The sequence below is a fragment of the Sphingomonas sp. R86521 genome (assembly GCF_042466235.1).
GTDB lineage: Bacteria > Pseudomonadota > Alphaproteobacteria > Sphingomonadales > Sphingomonadaceae > Sphingomonas.
Genome location: NZ_JAXHBY010000001.1, coordinates 820,001 through 836,360 on the forward strand (window position 1 = coordinate 820,001; position 16,360 = coordinate 836,360).

13 protein-coding genes, 1 tRNA gene and 2 rRNA genes (1 of these 16 only partly in view) are annotated in these 16,360 nt (G+C 66.0%); 8 read left to right on the forward strand and 8 right to left on the reverse strand.

Features of this window, described 5'->3' with window-relative positions:
* The 7 genes from SJY20_RS03940 to SJY20_RS03970 form a co-directional block, all read left to right on the forward strand.
* Nucleotides 1–1,726 (forward strand): 23S ribosomal RNA (locus SJY20_RS03940); it begins 1,069 nt to the left of the window's first position.
* Between the two features lie 222 nt (nucleotides 1,727–1,948).
* A 5S ribosomal RNA gene (gene rrf / locus SJY20_RS03945) occupies nucleotides 1,949–2,063 on the forward strand.
* Nucleotides 2,064–2,145: 82 nt separating this feature from the next.
* A tRNA-Met gene (locus SJY20_RS03950) sits at nucleotides 2,146–2,222 on the forward strand.
* 522 nt (nucleotides 2,223–2,744) lie between these two features.
* A complete protein-coding gene (locus tag SJY20_RS03955; protein ID WP_380785298.1) occupies nucleotides 2,745–3,776 on the forward strand; it encodes a zinc-dependent alcohol dehydrogenase in 1,032 nt (343 codons plus the stop codon).
* Nucleotides 3,777–3,778: 2 nt separating this feature from the next.
* On the forward strand, nucleotides 3,779–6,160 hold the full coding sequence (locus SJY20_RS03960) for a phosphoketolase (protein ID WP_380785299.1): 2,382 nt from the start codon (nucleotides 3,779–3,781) through the stop codon (nucleotides 6,158–6,160).
* Entirely contained in the window at nucleotides 6,151–7,161 is a 1,011-nt protein-coding gene (locus SJY20_RS03965; RefSeq protein WP_380785300.1) for an acetate/propionate family kinase, read from the forward strand. Before SJY20_RS03960 ends, SJY20_RS03965 begins: the two co-directional genes overlap by 10 nt.
* A 125-nt stretch (nucleotides 7,162–7,286) precedes the next feature.
* Nucleotides 7,287–7,571, forward strand: coding sequence for a hypothetical protein (locus tag SJY20_RS03970; protein ID WP_380785301.1), 285 nt, complete (start codon nucleotides 7,287–7,289; stop codon nucleotides 7,569–7,571).
* Here the strand turns inward: SJY20_RS03970 and SJY20_RS03975 are convergent.
* From SJY20_RS03975 to SJY20_RS04010, 8 genes are all read right to left on the reverse strand, one after another.
* Nucleotides 7,568–8,563, reverse strand: coding sequence for a lysylphosphatidylglycerol synthase transmembrane domain-containing protein (locus tag SJY20_RS03975; RefSeq protein WP_380785302.1), 996 nt, complete (start codon nucleotides 8,561–8,563; stop codon nucleotides 7,568–7,570). The genes SJY20_RS03970 and SJY20_RS03975 overlap by 4 nt on opposite strands.
* On the reverse strand, nucleotides 8,564–11,068 hold the full coding sequence (mgtA, locus tag SJY20_RS03980) for a magnesium-translocating P-type ATPase (RefSeq protein WP_380788550.1): 2,505 nt from the start codon (nucleotides 11,066–11,068) through the stop codon (nucleotides 8,564–8,566).
* The gene (locus SJY20_RS03985) at nucleotides 11,065–11,643 is read right to left on the reverse strand and encodes a DUF1269 domain-containing protein (RefSeq protein WP_380785303.1); all 579 of its coding nucleotides are present in this window, start codon (nucleotides 11,641–11,643) and stop codon (nucleotides 11,065–11,067) included. Before SJY20_RS03985 ends, mgtA begins: the two co-directional genes overlap by 4 nt.
* 68 nt (nucleotides 11,644–11,711) lie before the next feature.
* A complete protein-coding gene (locus SJY20_RS03990) occupies nucleotides 11,712–12,137 on the reverse strand; it encodes a hypothetical protein (protein WP_380785304.1) in 426 nt (141 codons plus the stop codon).
* Between the two features lie 81 nt (nucleotides 12,138–12,218).
* Nucleotides 12,219–12,851, reverse strand: a complete 633-nt coding sequence (locus SJY20_RS03995) for a response regulator transcription factor (RefSeq protein ID WP_380785305.1) — start codon at nucleotides 12,849–12,851, stop codon at nucleotides 12,219–12,221.
* Nucleotides 12,844–14,409 (reverse strand): PAS domain S-box protein, encoded by a 1,566-nt coding sequence (locus SJY20_RS04000; protein ID WP_380785306.1) that lies wholly within the window; start codon nucleotides 14,407–14,409, stop codon nucleotides 12,844–12,846. The genes SJY20_RS03995 and SJY20_RS04000 overlap by 8 nt, the downstream gene beginning before the upstream one ends.
* 124 nt (nucleotides 14,410–14,533) lie before the next feature.
* Nucleotides 14,534–14,668, reverse strand: coding sequence for a hypothetical protein (locus SJY20_RS04005; protein ID WP_380785307.1), 135 nt, complete (start codon nucleotides 14,666–14,668; stop codon nucleotides 14,534–14,536).
* Nucleotides 14,669–14,671: 3 nt separating this feature from the next.
* Nucleotides 14,672–15,490, reverse strand: a complete 819-nt coding sequence (locus tag SJY20_RS04010) for a universal stress protein (protein ID WP_380785308.1) — start codon at nucleotides 15,488–15,490, stop codon at nucleotides 14,672–14,674.
* A 169-nt stretch (nucleotides 15,491–15,659) separates the two neighbouring features.
* Here SJY20_RS04010 and SJY20_RS04015 point away from each other — a divergent pair, with 169 nt between their 5' ends.
* Nucleotides 15,660–16,310, forward strand: coding sequence for a BON domain-containing protein (locus tag SJY20_RS04015; protein ID WP_380785309.1), 651 nt, complete (start codon nucleotides 15,660–15,662; stop codon nucleotides 16,308–16,310).
* Nucleotides 16,311–16,360: the final 50 nt, after the last annotated feature.

Below are 16,360 nucleotides of genomic sequence, written 5' to 3' on the forward strand. Positions count from 1 at the left end.
CTTCCAAAACAACCAGGAGGTTGGCTTAGAAGCAGCCATCCTTTAAAGAAAGCGTAACAGCTCACTGGTCTAAACAAGAGGTCCTGCGGCGAAGATGTAACGGGGCTCAAGATACGTGCCGAAGCTTAGGGTGTGCCACTTATGTGGTACGCGGTAGCGGAGCGTTCCGTAAGCCGTTGAAGCGATCTGGTAATGGGTCGTGGAGGTATCGGAAGTGCGAATGCAGACATGAGTAGCGATAAAGAGGGTGAGATGCCCTCTCGCCGAAAGACCAAGGGTTCCTGCGCAAGGCTAATCCGCGCAGGGTGAGCCGGCCCCTAAGACGAGCCCGAAGGGGGTAGTCGATGGGAACCACGTTAATATTCGTGGGCCTGGTGGTGTGTGACGGATCATGTGTGTTGTCTGACCTTATCGGATTGGTCAGGCTTCGAAATGGTTCCAGGAAATAGCCCCACCGTATAGACCGTACCCGAAACCGACACAGGTGGTCAGGTAGAGTATACCAAGGCGCTTGAGAGAAGTGTCCTGAAGGAACTCGGCAAATTGCCTCCGTACCTTCGGAAGAAGGAGGCCCCATATAAGCGCAAGCTCTTATGGGGGGCACAGGCCAGGGGGTAGCGACTGTTTAGCAAAAACACAGGGCTCTGCTAAGTCGGCTTCAAGACGACGTATAGGGCCTGACGCCTGCCCGGTGCCTGAAGGTTAAGTGGAGGGGTGCAAGCTCTGAAATGAAGCCCAGGTAAACGGCGGCCGTAACTATAACGGTCCTAAGGTAGCGAAATTCCTTGTCGGGTAAGTTCCGACCTGCACGAATGGCGTAACGACTTCCCCACTGTCTCCAGGACATGCTCAGCGAAATTGAATTCTCCGTGAAGATGCGGAGTACCCGCGGTTAGACGGAAAGACCCCGTGCACCTTTACTGCAGCTTCAGAGTGGCATTAGGAAGAAACTGTGTAGCATAGGTGGGAGGCTTTGAAGCATCGGCGCCAGCTGATGTGGAGCCATAGGTGAAATACCACCCTGTTTGTTTCTGATGTCTAACCTCGATCCATTAGCTGGATCAGGGACCCTCTGTGGCGGGTAGTTTGACTGGGGCGGTCGCCTCCTAAAGAGTAACGGAGGCGCGCAATGGTGGGCTCAGGACGGTCGGAAACCGTCTGTTAGAGTGCAATGGCATAAGCCCGCCTGACTGCGAGACTGACAAGTCGAGCAGAGACGAAAGTCGGTCATAGTGATCCGGTGGTCCCTCGTGGAAGGGCCATCGCTCAACGGATAAAAGGTACGCCGGGGATAACAGGCTGATAACCCCCAAGAGCTCATATCGACGGGGTTGTTTGGCACCTCGATGTCGGCTCATCACATCCTGGGGCTGGAGCAGGTCCCAAGGGTTTGGCTGTTCGCCAATTAAAGTGGTACGTGAGCTGGGTTCAGAACGTCGCGAGACAGTTTGGTCCCTATCTGCCGTGGGCGTCGAAATTTGAGAGGAGTTGACCCTAGTACGAGAGGACCGGGTTGAACATACCTCTGGTGTACCTGTCGTTCTGCCAAGAGCGCAGCAGGGTAGCTATGTATGGACGGGATAACCGCTGAAAGCATCTAAGCGGGAAGCCTCCCTCGAGATAAGATTTCATAGAGCCGTCGGAGACCACGACGTTGATAGATCGGATGTAGAAGTGCGGTAACGCATGGAGCTAACCGATACTAATTGCTCTATTCGCGCTTGAGAGTTCCACCATCAATGACAACACTGGGCAACCAGCGAAGCATTACGGTGCGGATGATAATCAAGTCGAACGCCAGATTCCCAATCCCCTCGCCGTCGAGGGATTGGTGCAAATACCACTACAACCATGCACGGTCGTCGATTTTAAGAGCCCCGTCACAGCCGAAAGGCAAAGACGGGGTACCCCAGATATAACGTGCACGCATGTCGCACCGGCTCCATTGCCTGGTGGCTATAGCGTCGGTGTCCCACCCGATCCCATTCCGAACTCGGCCGTGAAACCCGCCTGCGCCAATGGTACTATCGCTCAAGCGATGGAAGAGTAGGTCGTCGCCAGGCATTGAAGCCCGTGCGACATGCAAAGCACATCATCTGAACCCATTCACAACGTCTCTTACCCTCCTTCGCCACAGCGAAGTGTCGCGGGGTGGAGCAGCCCGGTAGCTCGTCAGGCTCATAACCTGAAGGTCACAGGTTCAAATCCTGTCCCCGCAACCAAACTTCACCCAACACACAACATACATAGCCTCGTGAGCTCACGCTCCCGGGGCTTTGTTGCATTTGGGATGCAAGCAGACCTCGAACATCGCCATTGCTGGCTGACGGTGCCCAAATTTCGCGAGCCTGTGTTCCGTGGGTCGGTGCGGAGATACTCGCCGAAAGACGCCGTTACGGGTGCGTACTACGTAATTCCCGAGGGTCACTCTCATCGCAATCGAGGAATAAGCCTTCCTCACCTGATACTTGTTTGATGATGCCGCTTCCCGTTGCGGCTTTGCAGATACTCTCGCCCCTTGGCGAAGAAGGAAGGATGGTTTTTGGCGACCGAGTTGCGACGGGGAGGTGGCAGGCAGTGATCCTGTTTCGACCGATCCGTCCAGGTTTTCAATATACCATTGCGGGGCCCTTTATGACGCGGTTCGCGTGGGGGCATCGGGTGTACATGACCTGCACGTTGTCTGGGTCTGTTTCCTTGCTCAAGTGATGGCGCATAGACTCCCGCATCTTCAAGGACCGTCCATGACCCGTATGATGCAAGCCGCCGTCGTAGAGGCGTTCGGCGCGCCACTTACCCTGCGCGAGATGCCGGTGCCGGTCGCCGGGCCGGGGCAGATCGTCGTCAAGACCGAGGCGTGCGGGGTGTGCCACACAGACCTCCACGCGGCGCGGGGCGACTGGCCTGTCAGGCCGATACCACCGTTCATTCCTGGGCATGAGGGGATCGGCGTCGTCGTCGAGGTCGGCGTGGGCGTGACGATCGTCAAGCTGGGCGATCGGGTCGGCGTGCCGTGGCTGTACTCCGCGTGCGGGCATTGCGAATACTGCCTGTCTGCATGGGAGACCGTGTGTGCCGACGCGGAGTTCGGCGGCTACACGCGCAATGGCGGGTTCGCGGAATATATCATCGCTGACCCAAATTACGTCGCGCATATTCCCGCCGGCCTGTCCGCGGTCGAGGCTGCGCCGATCATCTGCGCGGGCATTACCACCTACAAGGGTATCAAGGAAACCGGCGCGAAGCCGGGCGAGTGGGTCGCGATCTCGGGCGTCGGTGGTCTGGGGCATTTGGCGGTGCAGTACGCCAAGGCGATGGGGTTGCGCGTTGCCGCGGTCGATGTCGACGACGGCAAGCTAGCGCATGCCAAGACGCTGGGCGCTGAACTGTTGATCGACGCCCGCAAGCCCGATGCGATCGCGGCGCTGAAGGACGGGACGGGGGGCGGCGCACACGGCCTGCTAATCACCGCACCTTCCTTGACCGCGTTCAGTCAGGGCGTAGCGATGACGCGACGCCGGGGGACGTGCGTGCTCGTCGGCCTGCCGCCGGGCGACTTTCCGATGCCGCTGTTCGACGTGGTCGCGAAGTGCATCACCGTGCGCGGATCGTTCGTCGGGACGCGGAAAGACATGGCCGAGGCGCTCGCCTTTGCCGCCGATGGCAAGGTGAAGGCGGATATCGAACTGCAGCCGCTGTCCGCGATCAACGCCATCTTCGACCGCCTCGAGCATGGCCAGGTCGCCTCGCGCGTCGTCCTCGATTTCGGGAGCTGAAGATGGTCGATCTTGCAACGCCCATGCCCACCAAGGCGCACCCGCTGTCGCCCGACACGCTGCGCCGGATGGACGCGTATTGGCGGGCGGCGAATTACCTGTCGGTCGGGCAGATCTACCTGCGCGACAATGCGTTGCTCGATCGGCCACTGACGATCGCCGACGTCAAGCCGCGGCTGCTCGGGCATTGGGGGACGACGCCGGGGCTGAACTTCCTGTACGTCCACCTCAACCGGCTGATCGTCGAGCATGACCTCGACATGATCAACGTCATCGGGCCCGGGCATGGCGGGCCGGGGCTGGTGGCCAACACATATCTGGAGGGCTCGTACACCGAACGCTATCCGGCGATCGAGCGGAGCCGCAGCGGCATGCACCGGCTGTTCCGGCAATTCTCGTGGCCCGGCGGAATCCCGAGCCATGTCGCACCCGAGACGCCGGGATCGATCCACGAAGGTGGCGAGCTCGGCTATTCGTTGGCGCATGCCTATGGCGCAGCGTTCGACAATCCGGACCTGATCGTCGCGTGCGTGGTCGGCGACGGCGAGGCGGAGACGGGTGCGCTGGCGGCGAGCTGGCACTCGAACAAGTTCCTCAACCCTGCGCGAGACGGTGCGGTGCTGCCGATCCTGCATCTCAACGGCTTCAAGATCGCCAACCCGACGATCCTTGCGCGGATCGACGGGCATGAGCTCGACGCGTTGCTGCGCGGCTATGGGCATGAGCCCTATTATGTCGGCGGCAGCGATCCTGCGGCGGTCCACCAGCAACTCGCCGCGGCACTCGACAAGGCGCTGGCAAAGATCCAGGCGATCCAGGCGGCGGCACGGATCGAGGGTGTGACGCCGGAGCGACCGCGCTGGCCGATGATCGTGTTCCGCACGCCAAAGGGCTGGACCGGGCCCAAATTCGTCGACGGCAAGCCGGTCGAGGGGACGTGGCGCGCGCACCAGGTACCGATCGCGGACTTCAAGGATCCCGAGCATCTGCGCCAGCTCGAGGCGTGGATGCGGAGTTACCGGCCCGAGGAGCTGTTCGACGCGACCGGCAAGTTCCTCGACGAGTATGCGTCGCTCGCACCGACCGGGCATCGGCGGATGGGATCGAACCCGCATGCCAATGGCGGCGAGCTGATGGTGCCGCTGTCGCTGCCCGATTTCCGTGAGTTCGCGGTACCGGTGGAGACGCCGGGCAGGGTCAAGGCGGAGGCGACGCGGGTGCTCGGGCGGTATCTGCGCGACGTGATGAAGCTCAATCTGGCAACGGTGAACTTCAGGCTGTTCGGCCCCGACGAGACCGCGTCGAACCGGCTGGCGGACGTGTACGACGTGTCTGGGAAGGTCTGGATGGCGGAGGTCGAGGCGGTCGACGAGCATCTCGGGCCGGACGGTCGGGTGATGGAGGTGCTGAGCGAGCATCTCTGCCAGGGCTGGCTCGAGGGGTACCTGCTGACCGGGCGGCACGGGCTGTTCTCGTGCTACGAGGCGTTCGTCCACATCGTCGATTCGATGGTCAACCAGCATGCCAAGTGGCTGAAGACGACCAGGACGATCCCGTGGCGGCGGCCGATCGCGTCGCTTAATTACTTGCTGACCTCGCATGTCTGGCGGCAGGATCACAACGGTCTGTCGCACCAGGATCCGGGGTTCATCGATCACGTCGCGAACAAGACCGCGGACGTCGCGCGGATCTATCTGCCGCCCGACGCAAACTGCCTGTTGTCGGTCGGCGATCACTGCCTGCGCAGTCGCGGCTATGTGAACGTGATCGTCGCGGGGAAGCAGCCCGAGTGGCAATGGCTAGGGATCGACGCGGCGGTGCGGCATTGCACCGCGGGTGCCGGGATATGGGCTTGGGCGGGGGATGATCCCGAACCCGACGTGGTGATGGCGTGCGCGGGCGACGTGCCGACGCTGGAGACGCTGGCGGCGGTCACGATGCTGCGTGCGTACGTGCCCGATATCCGGATTCGGGTGGTGAACGTCGTCGACCTGATGAGCCTGCAGCCGCGCTCCGAACATCTCCACGGGCTCGACGAGCGCGAGTTCGATGCGCTGTTCACGGCGGACAAGCCGGTGATCTTCGCGTTCCACGGCTATCCGGCGATGATCCACAAGCTGACCTATCGGCGCGGGAACCACGCCAATATCCACGTCCGCGGGTACAAGGAGATGGGGACGACCACGACGCCGTTCGATATGGTCGTGCTGAACGATCTCGATCGGTACCGGCTGGCGCTCGACGCGATCGAGCGGGTTCCGCGGTTGCGGGACCGGGTGCCGCGCGAGACCGCGCGCTACTGGACGACGATGGAGCGCCACAAGCTCTACATCGCCGAGCAGGGCGACGACCTGCCGGAGGTCCGTGATTGGCAATGGTCGTAGTTCTCGCGCTCAACAGCGGGTCGTCATCGCTGAAGTACGGGCTGTATGCGGTGGAGACGGCGCCCGTCCTGCTGGTCGGCGGCACCATTGAAGGGACCGACGATCACGCGCGCTTCTTCGACACGATCGAGGCGGCGTTGCGAGGGTGGCCCGCGCCTACGGTGATCGGCCACCGCATCGTCCACGGCGGTCCACACCGCGATGCGCATTGCCGGATCGACGATCCGGTGATGACGGACCTGGAGGCGGCGTGCGCGTTCGCGCCGCTGCACGGGCCGGCGTCGCTGGCACTGATCCGCGTGGCGCAGGCGCGCTATCCGGGCCTGCCGCAGGTGGCGTGTTTCGATACCGCGTTCCATGCGGGGATGCCTGATGTTGCGCAGACGCTGCCGATTCCGCGCGCGTATCGGGCGAGCGGCGTGCGGCGCTATGGCTTCCACGGCCTGTCCTGCGAGTCGATCGTCAGCCAGCTCGGCGATCACCTGCCCGGCCGGCTGGTGATCGCGCATCTTGGCAACGGCGCGAGCGTGACCGCGGTACGCGACGGTCGATCGATCGACACCAGCATGGGGCTGACTCCGTCCGGCGGCGTGATGATGGCGACGCGGGCGGGCGATCTCGATCCGGGCGTGCTGCTGTACCTACTGCGCGAGAAGGGGCTGGCGGCGGATGCGCTGGCGGCGCTCGTCGATCACGCATCGGGGATGACAGGCGTCTCCGGCCTGTCCGGCGACATGCGCATCCTCCGCGCTGCCGCGACCGATGACGCCGACCTCGCGCTCCGCATGTTCGAGCGCTCGGTGTGCAAGCAGATCGCGGCGATGATCGCCTCGCTCGGTGGCGCTGACATGCTCGTGCTGACCGGCGGAATCGGCGAGAACGATGCGCCGACCGCTCAGGCAATCCGTGCAGGTCTCGCCTGGTTCCCGGGGCTCGAAATCCGGATTTTCCCGTCGCAGGAGGACGCGCAGATCGCGGGCCACGCCGCCGCGCTGGCCTGATCGAGCCCGCGCCTACGTGCTTTCCGAGTCCCGACGTCGCGCCGACCGCGCGCTACGATCCCACCATCGATCGGCCCGGACCATGTCTGCATCGTGCGGCATGGGGGCGGACGGGGGAGTTGGTGATGAACGCTATCCACACCGAGATGCTGTATTTCCAGCGCCGCCTGGCCGCCACGCAGGTCATGGCCGCCGCCGCCGCGGGACCGTGCGCGCGAGTCGCGCACGAGACGCTCGCAGGGCTCTATGCCGATACGCTGGCGACGCTCGCTGCGCAGCTGGAGTGCCTGATCGCGGAGCCGCCGCTCACATTCGCATCGCGGGCGCCTCGGTCGGACCGGTCGGTCGGCTTGCGCGTCTTGCGTCCGGCAATGCCGCGCTCGCGCCTGACGCTCAAGCTCGCCTGCTAGGCGCGATGTTGTTCGGCCTTGGTCCGCAGGGCGCCTCGGATCAGCCCGAAGCCGGGGATTAGCGGCAGCCACAGCGTAAACACGCGCAGCAGCAACGTCGCGGCGAGCGCCGCCTCGACCGGCACCCCCATCAGCGCCAGCATGCCGGTCGCGCCCGCCTCGAACGTGCCGAGGCCGAGCGGGATCGGGCCGAGCGTCGCGATCATCGATGCGGTCATCACCGCGACGAACGCGACCGGGAAGCCGACCGGCTGGCCAAGCGCGAGGAAGCACACCATCAGGCTGGCCGCATCGGCGAGGAAGACCACGCCGTTCGCACCCGCGACCCGGACGATCAGTCGGCGGTCGACCAGCAACCTTTTCGGAGCCTCGCCGACGATACCGACCAGCGCGCGGATACTCGCGAACCGGACAAGGCTCGGGGAGACGGGGCGCCGCCCGCGCCGGCGGATCCAAAGCGCCAGCCCGGGAATCACGGTCGCGATGACCAGGAATACGAGCACGAACCCCGCGATCCAGATCGACGCCAGCCCCTTGATCCACAGCACTGCCAGCATCGCCAGCGCGCAGACCCCGTACACCGCGTAGAAGCCGATCATCGCCACCAGCAGCGTCGCGACGGCATTGCCGCGCTTCACGCCGAGCGCGACCAGCTGGTCGACCAGGAACATGTTGCCGCCCATGCCGGCGACCGGGATGACTTGGTCCGCGAACAGCTTGCCGACCGCGATCGGATAGAGCCGCCGCAGCGGTTGCGGCGTGTCGGTCTGGGCGAGCACGATCTTCCAACCCGCCGCGACGCTCGCATAGGTGGTTGCCTGCAAGCCCAGCGCGACCAGCAGCCAGCCGGGATGTGCATCTTCGAGCATCGAAGCGAACGCGTGCAGATCGCCGATCCGCAGCACCGCGCCGACCACGATCGCGATCACGGCGAGACCCAGCACCCAGCCGATATGGCGCAACGCACCGCGCCAGAGGCTCTCCAGGCTCATTCAGCGCCGGGCGAGCGTGGTGGGACGGTGCTCGAACAGGAATGTCTTTAGCAATTCGGCCAGCACCAGATAGGCGAGCGTGACGCCGCCGATGCTCGCCACCACCACGAGCGGCGGCGCGACGAAGCCGAACCAGCCGCCGACCGGCGTGAACGGCAGCACCATCGCCACCAGCAGCGCGCCCAGCGACGACAGCGCGAGCGCCGGCCGCGGCAGGTCCGCCCATGGCCGTCCGTTGGTGCGGATCACGAAGATCACCAGGATCTGCGTCGCCATCGATTCGAGGAACCAGGCGGTGCGGAACTCGGGCGCCGCAACGTGGAAGACGAGCGAGAGCCCCGCGAACGTCAGCAGGTCGAACGCCGACGACAGCGGGCCCATGACGGCGGCGAAGCGGATCAGTGCGGGCATGCTCCACACCTGTGGCCGCGCGACCGCCTCGGCGCGGACGCCGTCGAACGGGATGCCGATCTCCGACACGTCGTAGAGCAGGTTGTTGAGCAAGATCTGTGTCGGCAGCATCGGCAGGAAGGGCAGGAACAGCGATGCCGCCGCCATCGACAGCATGTTGCCGAAGTTCGAACTCGCCCCCATCCGGACGTATTTCAGGATGTTAGCGAACGTCCGCCGCCCCTCCTCGACGCCGTCCGCGACCACGCCCAGATCGCTGTCGAGCATGATCATGTCCGCCGACGCCTGCGCGACGCTGGCCGCGCCGGCGACCGACAGGCCGATATCGGCGAGTTTCAGCGCGGGCGCGTCGTTGATCCCGTCGCCGAGATAGCCGACGATCGCGCCGCCGGCCTGGAGTGCGCGGACCAGCCGTGCCTTCTGGTCGGGGGCGAGTCGGCCATAGGCGTCGATGTCGCGGACCTGCACGGCGAGCGCGTCGTCGCTCAGCTTGGCGATGTCCGCGCCGGACAGCACGCGCGAGGTGGCGAGGCCGACCAGTCCGGCGAGGCGACCGACCACCACGGGGTCGTCGCCCGACAGGATCTTCAGCCGGATCCCCGCGGCTTGCAAACGTGCGACGGCGGCGGGGGCGGTTGCCTTCGGTGGGTCGGCAAACGCGCAGAGCCCGGCATAGACGAGGTTGGTTTCGTCGTCCGGAGTCGGTGCATGCGTGTGACCGGTCCATGGGCGGGAGGCGATCGCGATGGCGCGCTGGCCTTGTTCGGCGAGCGCGCGGACCTGTGCGAGGACGGCGGCGCGGTCGGCTTCGCTCACAGCGCATCCGGCAAGCACAGCCTCCGGCGCGCCCTTGGTGATCAGGATCGTACCGCCTGCACCCGTCGCGAGCACCGTCCCAAGCCGGCGGTCGAAGTCGAACACGCTCTGTGCGGCCAGCGTCCAGCCTTTCGCCGCATCCGGCGATGCGATCACCAACGCGGTATCGAGCGCGCCGCGATCGCCGCCGAGCGCCGCGGCGATCGCCCCCAGCCGTGCGGCTTCCGGATCGTCCGTACCCGCGGCGCCGATGCTCCGCGCGAGGCTGATCTGCGCCGACGTCAGCGTGCCGGTCTTGTCGGTGCACAATATGGTCATCGCACCGAGATCGTGGATCGACGCGAGCCGCTTCACGATCACCTTGCGCTTCGCCATCCGCAGCGCGCCGCGCGACAGCGTCACGGTGGTGATCATCGGCAGCAGTTCGGGCGTCAGCCCCACCGCGAGCGCGACCGCGAACAGTAGCGACTGGAGCAGTGGCCGGCCGAGGAAGATGCTGGCCGTCAGCACGATCACCACCAGCGCCAGCGTCAGCCGCGTCGTCAACAAGCCATACGCATGGAGATCACGCTCGAACGGCGAGGGCGCGGCGGCGGTCGCCAGCGCGGCGGCGGCCGACCCGAACAGCGTCGCGCGGCCCGTGCCGACGACCAGAGCGGTCGCGGCGCCGGTCTGCGCGATCGCCCCGCGGAACAGCGCGTTCGACGCTTCCGCCGCGTTCGTCGCGGTGATGCTACCGGCGCGCTTGTCGACCGGATACGGCTCGCCGGTCAGCGCGGCCTCGTTCGCGGTGAATGCGGTGCTGTCGAGGATCAGCGCATCGGCGGGGATGATGTCGCCGGCGCGAACCTCGACGATGTCGCCGGGCACCACCGCCTCGATCGCAACCGCGACGAATGCGCCGTCGCGGCGGACGCGTGCGGAAACGGCAACCGACTGGCGCAGGATCGCCGCGGCATGGACCGCCTGCCCCTCCTGATAGGTGTCGAGCAGCACCGAGAAGCCGAGGATCACGACGATGATCGACCCGCCGACCGCATCGCCGGTCGCCGCCGACACCAGACCGGCGGCGAGCAGGATCAGCGACAACGGCTCGAGCAGCCGCCGCGCAATTGCCCGTACAGGGCCGGTATGCGTCTCCGCGCTGTCGCTGTTCGGACCATAGCGTGCGAGACGCTGCGTCGCCTCCGCCGCAGTCAGGCCGTCACGCGACGTCCCGAGATCGGCCAGCAGCGCATCGGCCGACCGGGTCCAGAACGATGCCGTGTCCTGCGTCAGACGACCGGCTCGGCGATCGGCAACTCGCCGGTCAGCTGCGCATGCGGCGAGGCATTGCTGTGGTCATGATGGACATTGATCCGACGTGGGTTGAGCGGATCGAGCACCAGCTTGGCGCGCTCCATCTCCGCCGCGCTGCCGTGCGCCATGACTAGGAAGCCATCGGCGGCGATATCGGTCTCGTAGGTGACGATTGAATCCTCGGGAATGCCGAGACTGACGAGCGCCGCGACCAGCGCGCCGGTGCCGCCGAGCATCACAGCACCCTCGATCGCGGTGATCACCGTGGCGGCGAGATGCCCGAGCAGCACGACCCCGCCGACCACGGGAACGGTTGCGTAGAGCCCGCCCATGAACAGCCCCCATAGGCCGCCCCATAGCGCACCGCGCGAGCCCCAGAAGCGGATCCGGTCGCCGCTGTTGTAGAACCCCGTCGCGACCTGGTCGCTGTGATAGCCTTTGCCGACGATGCTCAACCGCCGCAGCCCGAACCCCGACGCCGCCAGCGCCTTCACCGCGGCATCGGCCTGGGCGTGCTCGTCGAACACGGCGACGATCGAATGGCTGAATTTCATGTCGTGATCCTCGGTAAGGGAGCGTGGCCAACCGTACGATCCGGTAGCCGTGGAGCCAGAATCGGGAACTACCTACCGCCGCGCTTACCCTTCCGCGTTCCAGCCGGACCAGCCGCGGTCGATGGAGGCGGCGATTGCGGAGAGGAGGGGGCGTCGCCGGTGGTGCGGTCGAGGATGCGGTCGCCGTGGCGTTCGGCGGCGTGGACCAGGGCGGGGGGCGAGAGGCCGCCATCGAGCAGAATCGCCTTGCCGCGCCATCCCGCCGCGCGCATCGCGTGCAGCGTGTCCATGCCGCCGCCGCCGTCGATATCGACGACGATGCAAGGGACGTCGCGGGATCTCGGGTCTGCGAGCAGCGCCGCGCCGGTCGCGTAGGCACGCACGTCGTAGCGTTCCGACATCAGCATGATCTGGCGCGCGCGACGGATCGCGGGGTCGCCATCGACCAGCGAAATGCCGATGCCGTCATGCGATTGGGGAAACTGGTCGGTCATCAAGCGGTCCTTCTCGACCCTCGATGACACGCGCACGTCGTCGCGTCTGTACGTAGAAGGCGAGGGGCGTGAGGGGGGGGCTCAGACCGGTTCGGTGGTTTCCCCCAACCCCGCCGAAAACGCGATGCGGAGGACGTCGGACAGGCTGCGCGCCGCGAGTTTCTCCATCAGGTTGGCGCGGTGGACCTCGACCGTGCGCGTGGCGATGTCGAGGTCGTAGGCGATCAGCTTGTTGGGCCGGCCGAGCACCATGCCGTCGAGCACGTCGCGTTCGCGCGGGGTCAGCGCGGCGAGCCTGACGAGCGCATCGGCGGCGGCGAGATGTTCGCGGTCCGATCGTGCGGCATGCGCCAGCGCGGTCTCGATCGCGGCGAGCAAGGCGCTGCGCTCGAACGGCTTTTCGAGGAATTCGATCGCACCGGCCTTGATCGCGCGGACCGCCAGCGTGACGTCGCCGTGCCCGGTCAGCATGATCACGGGCAGCGCGATGCCGGTCTGCGCGAGGCGCGCCTGCACCGCGAACCCGTCGAGATCGGGCATCCGGACGTCGAGCAGCACGCACCCCCGCGACTCGCGCGTGACGGCTTTCAGGAACTGCGTGCCGGCAGGATAGCTCTCGACCGCATACCCCGCCTTGCGCAGCAGGAAGCCGACCGACTGGCGGATCGCCTCGTCGTCGTCGACGATGTGCACCGTCCTCAAGGTGTCAGTCATGGTTGGCGCCTGAGTCCGGGACGACGGCGAGCGGGACGGTGAAATGGAATGCGGTGCCGCCGCTCGCGACGCCGTCCGCCCAGATCCGCCCGCCATGCGCCTCGACGATGGTCCGGCAGATCGACAGGCCCAGCCCCATGCCGTCCTCCTTGGTGGTCGCGAACGCCTCGAACAGGCGCGCGCGGACCGCCGCGTCGATGCCGGTGCCGGTGTCGGCGACGGTGATCTCGATCCAGCCCTCACGCTCGGGGGCGGTGGCGATCGCCAGCGTCCGGCTGGGCGATGTCGCCATCGACTGGATCGCGTTGCGGATCAGGTTGACCAGCACCTGCTGGATCTGGATGCGATCGACGCGGACCATCACCGGACCCGGCGGCGCGGTGGTGACGACCGCGATCCCCGCCTCGCGCGCGCCGAGCAGCCCGAGGCTAGTCGCTTCCTCGACGAGCAGGTCGAGCGGTTCGTCGCGGAACCCGGTATCGCCGCCATCGACGAACGCGCGCAGCCGCCGGACGATCGTGCCCGCCCGCAGCGACTGCGCCGCCGCCAGCTCCAGCGCCTCGGCCACATCCACCAAAAGCGGATCGTCGTTGTCCGCGATCATCGCCCGCGTCGCCTCGAGATAATTGGCGATCGCGGTCAGCGGCTGGTTGATCTCGTGCGCCAACGTCGAGGCCATCGTGCCCATCGCGCTGACGCGGGAGACGTGGACGAGTTCGGACTGGAGCTCCTGCAACCGGCGTTCGGTCGCGTGGCGGTTGGTGAGGTCGCGGATGAAGCCGGTGAAGATGCGTTCGCCTGCGATCGATGCCTCGCCGACCGCGAGTTCGATCGGAAACGTCTCGCCCCCTTTGCGCATCGCGCGTTCGAGGCGGACGTTGCCGATCACGTGGCGCTCGCCGGTATGCCGGTACTTCCGCAGGTGCGCGTCGTGGTCGCGGGCCTCGGTCTGCGGCATCAGCATCGCGACGTTCTGGCCGATCACCTCGTGCGCCCCATAGCCGAAGACCAGCTCGGCGGCGGCGCTGAAAGACGCGACAATGCCATTCTCGTTCATCACGATCATCGCGTCGGGGACGGTGCTGAGGATCGAGCGGAGATGATGTTCGCGGCGGACGATCGCGGCCTCGGCGGCCTTTTCGTGCGTGATGTCGCGGATCACCTTGCCGAACCCGCGTAGCGCGCCGGCGTCGTCGTGGAGCGCGGTGATGGTGACGTGCGCGAGGAATTCGGAGCCGTCCTTGCGGACCCGCCAGCTTTCTTCCTCGACCCGGCCGTCGGCGTGCGCGCGGGCGAGGTCGGATGCGGGTTTGCCCGCGGCGATATCGTCGGCGGGATAGAAGATCGCGAAATCGCGGCCGATGATCTCCGCTTCGGCCCAACCCTTGATCCGTTCGGCACCGCGGTTCCAGATCGTCACGCGGCCGCGGGGATCGAGCATGTAGATCGCATAGGTGGTGGCGCCGTCGATCAGCAGCCCCAGTTCCTCCGCCAACGCCGCATCGCCGCGCGCCACAGCGTGGGATCCGGGATCGTGCGGAGACGACGACGCGATCATGCGGGCGGTGCGGTAGCTCGGGGAGCGCAGAGGCAAGTCATTGAGACGCGGGCCTTGTTCGACACACTGATCCGGTTCGCCTCGGGGCACGGATACGACGCCCTCGTGCAAAACCTGACGCATGTTAAGCGAAGCGCCCGCCAAATGCTAATAGTCCTTCGATGATCGCGATCGCCGACAGGATCGTAGCGCCGACGACTAGTCTTCGGTTCGCGGCAATGACCGGGCCGAGATACTTGTGGCGTGCGAACGCGGTCATGGCTCAGTGCGACAGCAACGCGCAGCGGCGGTTGCGCAACAGCAGGTCGCGGGTGATCCCGCCGAACGTCCATTCGCGGATCCGGCTATGCCCATACGCGCCCGCGACGACCAGATCGGCCTGGATATCGTCTGCGATTCCCGCGAGCGTGTCGATGCTGGTGCCCTTCATTCGCGCGACGATCTTGTCCGCATCGACGCCGTGGCGCGCGAGCCAGGCGGCGATGTCGTCGATCGGTTTGCGCGCATCGATCGCGTCGATCGCGACTTCGACGATCACGACGCGGTCGGCCGCCTTCAGCATCGGCAGCGCATCGCTGATCGCGCGACGGCATTCTCGGGTGTCGGTCCACGCGACCATCACGGTCGCGAAGGTCGCGGTGGCGGCGCCTTCGGGAACCACCAGCACCGGCCGGCCCGCGCGCAGGATGAGGTCGCCGGTGTCGGCGTGCGTGGCGAGATCGGCGAAGCCCGGCCCCGCGCTGGTGACGACCAGATCGGCTGAGCGCGCATTCTCCGCGACGACGTGCGCGATGTTGACGAGCGTCGGGATCGATCGCCATTCGAGCACATGGTGCGCCAGCCGGTCATGGGCGTGAAATTCGGTCTTGGCTCGGGCCAGTTCGCCGTCGACGATATCGCGCTCGATCACCGCATAGTCGCCGCCGAGATAGCCATCGAACGTGCCGATCTGGACCGGCTGGCATGCGGCGATACCGATCACCGCGGCGCCGTACTGGTCGGCAAGCGTTGCGGTAACGTCGAGCAACGCAGCGTTGGCGCGGCCGCCATCCAGATGCACCATCAGGGTCGAATAGGTCACGCGCGGTCTCCCTCTTTCCCGATCTGTCGGCGTTCGGGCGGGGGCGGGAAAGGATCGGGAATTACGCATAAGCGCCGGCTGCGTAGTTCCCGACGCTGTCCGCGATCGGGCGAGGCGATAGGCTTGCGATCATCGGCCGGGCCTCCCCGCGTCGCTTGAGGAGAGTGTCATGCCCCACGACGCCAGATTGCAGAAAGCCGTGCTCGCCGAACTCAACTGGGACCCCAGCGTCCCGGCCGGGCATATCGGCGTCACCGCGAACAACGGCGTCGTCACGCTCAGCGGCCACGCCGGCAGCTATGCCGCGAAATTCGCTGCCGAACGCGCCGCCGCGCGCGTCGAGGGCGTCAAGGCGGTCGCGGAAGAGATCGAAGTGCACCTCGACGAGCGCTTCAGGCGCGGCGACGAAGCGATCGCCGGTGCGATCGTCGAGCGACTGTCCTGGGACACCACCGTCCCGCACGACAGCATCACGGCGCAGGTCGAGGACGGCTGGGTCAGCCTGCGCGGCGAAGTGCGCTGGCATTTCCAGAAGGATGCAGCCGAAGCAGCGGTGCGGCCGCTCGCGGGCGTCGTCGGCGTGGTCAGCCACATTACGCTGAAGCCGCGGGTCGATGTCACCGATGTCAGCAACGACATCCGCACCGCGCTGCACCGCTCGTGGTTCTTCGACGGCGACACCATCAAGGTGTCGGTCGACGGCGGCACGGTCCGGCTCACCGGCTCGGTCGATTCCCCGCACGACCGGAGCGTCGCCGAACGCACCGCCTGGGCGGCACCGGGCGCGGTGAAGGTCGAGAACATGCTCGAAATCGCCTGAATGGACGCGCTGTCATCTGGCGCGGACTCGTCATGGCTCGACCGCAGCCT

Coding starts and splice junctions, on each gene's coding strand:
- SJY20_RS03995 (WP_380785305.1), bottom strand. CDS start 12,851: ATGACTGACACCTTGAGGACGGTGCACATCGTCGACGACGACGAGGCG.
- SJY20_RS03975 (WP_380785302.1), bottom strand. CDS start 8,563: ATGAGCCTGGAGAGCCTCTGGCGCGGTGCGTTGCGCCATATCGGCTGG.
- SJY20_RS03970 (WP_380785301.1), top strand. CDS start 7,287: ATGAACGCTATCCACACCGAGATGCTGTATTTCCAGCGCCGCCTGGCC.
- SJY20_RS04005 (WP_380785307.1), bottom strand. CDS start 14,668: ATGACCGCGTTCGCACGCCACAAGTATCTCGGCCCGGTCATTGCCGCG.
- SJY20_RS03960 (WP_380785299.1), top strand. CDS start 3,779: ATGGTCGATCTTGCAACGCCCATGCCCACCAAGGCGCACCCGCTGTCG.
- SJY20_RS03990 (WP_380785304.1), bottom strand. CDS start 12,137: ATGACCGACCAGTTTCCCCAATCGCATGACGGCATCGGCATTTCGCTG.
- SJY20_RS03955 (WP_380785298.1), top strand. CDS start 2,745: ATGACCCGTATGATGCAAGCCGCCGTCGTAGAGGCGTTCGGCGCGCCA.
- SJY20_RS04000 (WP_380785306.1), bottom strand. CDS start 14,409: ATGATCGCGTCGTCGTCTCCGCACGATCCCGGATCCCACGCTGTGGCG.
- SJY20_RS03985 (WP_380785303.1), bottom strand. CDS start 11,643: ATGAAATTCAGCCATTCGATCGTCGCCGTGTTCGACGAGCACGCCCAG.
- SJY20_RS04015 (WP_380785309.1), top strand. CDS start 15,660: ATGCCCCACGACGCCAGATTGCAGAAAGCCGTGCTCGCCGAACTCAAC.
- SJY20_RS03965 (WP_380785300.1), top strand. CDS start 6,151: ATGGTCGTAGTTCTCGCGCTCAACAGCGGGTCGTCATCGCTGAAGTAC.